The following is a 2,108-nucleotide window of genomic DNA, read 5'->3' on the forward strand; positions in this document are numbered from 1 at the left end:
TTGAGCATGATCTCCGCGCAAACGCTTCGCGTTTGTCGCGAGGGAAAACCGGTGTCCACTTTTCCGGATCATGCTCTGGAGCATTTCGGTTCTGATTGAATCAGAACCGAAGCTCTGGATTCTAGTTTTGGTGCGTTTTCTGCGCAGATAAGTCTACGCAGCGAACCGGTGTCCACCTTCGGATCAAGTCCGCGGGCATGCTTCGCTCGAAAACGCGCTGGCGGCTCCCGCACCCCGCAAAATTGCTTGACGCGTCCGCCTTCAGCGGACGATGCATTGCGGCCTGTTTCGACCTATGTTGGGGCGATACGCCCAGAAAATTTCAGGAGTGACGCCATGAACCCGCCCGTTGCCGCACGCGCTTCGCAATCAGGAACCTCGCTTCGCGATCGCCTGAAAGATCCCTCGCTGCTGCGCGACCGCTGCTACATCGATGGCGCCTGGGTCGGCACGCCCGTCTTCTCCGTAAACAATCCGGCTGATGGGGTCGAACTGGCGAAGATCCCGCAGATGAGCGCCGATGACGCCACCAAGGCGGTCGAGGCCGCGGAACGCGCGTTCCCGACCTGGGCCAAGCTGACGGCCAAGCAGCGTTCCAACATCCTGCGCAAATGGTTCGAATTGATCATCGCCAACCGCGAGGATCTGGCGCTGATCCTGACCTCGGAACAGGGCAAGCCGCTGGCCGAGGCGCTCGGCGAGGTCGATATCGGCGGCGCCTATGTCGAGTTTTTCGCCGAGGAAGCCCGCCGGGTCTATGGCGAGACCATCCCGACCCAGCGGCCGGATGCGCGGCTGCTCGCGATCAAGCAGCCGATCGGCGTTTGCGGCGCGATCACGCCGTGGAACTTCCCGAACTCGATGATCACCCGCAAGGTTTCGCCGGCGCTCGCCGCCGGCTGCACTGTGGTGCTGAAGCCTGCCAACGAAACCCCGCTCTCGGCGCTGGCGCTGGCGGCGCTGGCCGAGAAGGCCGGCGTGCCGAAGGGCGTGTTCAATATCATCACCGGCGATGCGCCGCCGATCGGCAAGGTTCTGTGCGAGCACCCGGCGGTGCGTTTTGTCGGCTTCACCGGCTCGACCGAGGTCGGCAAGATCCTGTACCGGCAGTCGTCGGTCGGCGTGAAGAAGCTCGGGCTGGAACTCGGCGGCAACGCGCCCTTCGTCGTGTTCGATGATGCCGATATCGATGCCGCCGTCGAGGGCGCGATTGTCTCGAAGTACCGCAACATGGGCCAGACCTGCGTCTGCGCCAACCGCCTCTATGCCCAGGACAAGATCTACGACGAGTTCGTGCAGAAGCTCTCGAAGAAGGTTGCCGCCATGAAGATCGGCGACGGCACCGAGCAAGGCGTGGTGCAGGGGCCGCTGATCAACATGGAAGCGATCGAGAAGGTCGAGCGGCACATTGCGGATGCGGTGAAGGGCGGCGCCAAGGTCGTCACCGGCGGCAAGCGCTCATCGCTCGGCCGCACCTTCTTCGAGCCGACGGTGCTGTCCGACGTCAAGGCGGATGCGCTGGTATCGCAGGAAGAGACATTCGGCCCGCTCGCGCCGGTGATCCGCTTCAAGGATGAAGCCGACGTGATCGCGATGTGCAACAAGTCGCCGTTCGGCCTCGCCTCGTACTTCTATTCACGCGACCTCGGGCGTGTGTGGCGCGTCGCGGAGGCGCTGGAATCAGGCATGGTCGGCGTCAACACCGGCCTGATCACGACCGAAGTCGCGCCGTTCGGCGGCGTCAAGCAGAGCGGCTTGGGCCGCGAAGGTTCGCATCACGGCATGGAAGAATATGTCGAGATCAAATACGTGATGATGGCGGGCGTGTAGTCCCTTCTGCCTCGGCATTCCGGGGCGCGCGAAGCGCGAGCCCGGAATCCATTCATCCACTTGGTCTACCGCCCGATGGATTCTCTGATGTGCAATTGCACATCAGAGCTCGCGACTTCGTCGCGCCCCGGAATGACGGCGGTCGCGTAGGGTGGGCAAAGGCGCGACAGCGCCGTGCCCACCATCCGCATTCGAGCCAGAATGGTGGGCACGCTGCGCTTTGCCCACCCTTCTGTAACGGGCCTGGATCAGTCAATCCCTTTTGCGTCATCCGCTCG

1 protein-coding gene is annotated in these 2,108 nt (G+C 63.1%); it reads left to right on the forward strand.

Translation table 11 applies throughout. From position 1 onward, the window contains the following. Positions 1–336 precede the first annotated feature (336 nt). On the forward strand, positions 337–1,830 hold the full coding sequence (locus tag AAFX91_RS41080) for an NAD-dependent succinate-semialdehyde dehydrogenase (protein WP_394570280.1): 1,494 nt from the start codon (positions 337–339) through the stop codon (positions 1,828–1,830). Positions 1,831–2,108: the final 278 nt, after the last annotated feature.

Origin of the sequence: Bradyrhizobium sp. 31Argb (assembly GCF_043638955.1) — a bacterium.
Taxonomy (GTDB): domain Bacteria; phylum Pseudomonadota; class Alphaproteobacteria; order Rhizobiales; family Xanthobacteraceae; genus Bradyrhizobium.